The organism is uncultured Polaribacter sp. (assembly GCF_947497695.1).
Taxonomy (GTDB): Bacteria; Bacteroidota; Bacteroidia; order Flavobacteriales; family Flavobacteriaceae; genus Polaribacter.
In genome coordinates this window covers 1-281 of record NZ_CANMHM010000035.1, presented here as the reverse complement: position 1 = coordinate 281, position 281 = coordinate 1, and the positions used below count along the sequence as shown (strand labels likewise).

The 281-nt window shown below is 28.8% G+C and carries 1 pseudogene; it reads right to left on the bottom strand.

From position 1 onward, the window contains the following. Positions 1 to 281 (bottom strand): annotated as a pseudogene (locus tag Q0731_RS13145) (IS982 family transposase); the annotation flags it as partial.

Below are 281 nucleotides of genomic sequence, written 5' to 3'. Positions count from 1 at the left end.
TTTTCTCTTTTATAATGGCATGATTTTAAAGTAGTAGAATCTATAAATGAAATACCAGTGCAATCTCCTAAACAATGCATTTTCATAAATACTCCAAGAGGTTGAACTACTTTCTTTTGTAGTTCAACAAAACGATTATAAGAAACACAGTCAGGAAAATCATCTCGCATATGTTTGCAAACATGGTTTATGTAAAAATGCTTCAAACTTCTATAAGATTTTAAATGAAATAGCACCAAAATTGTCATTACTTCTCCATCAGACATTTTACGTTTTCTTTT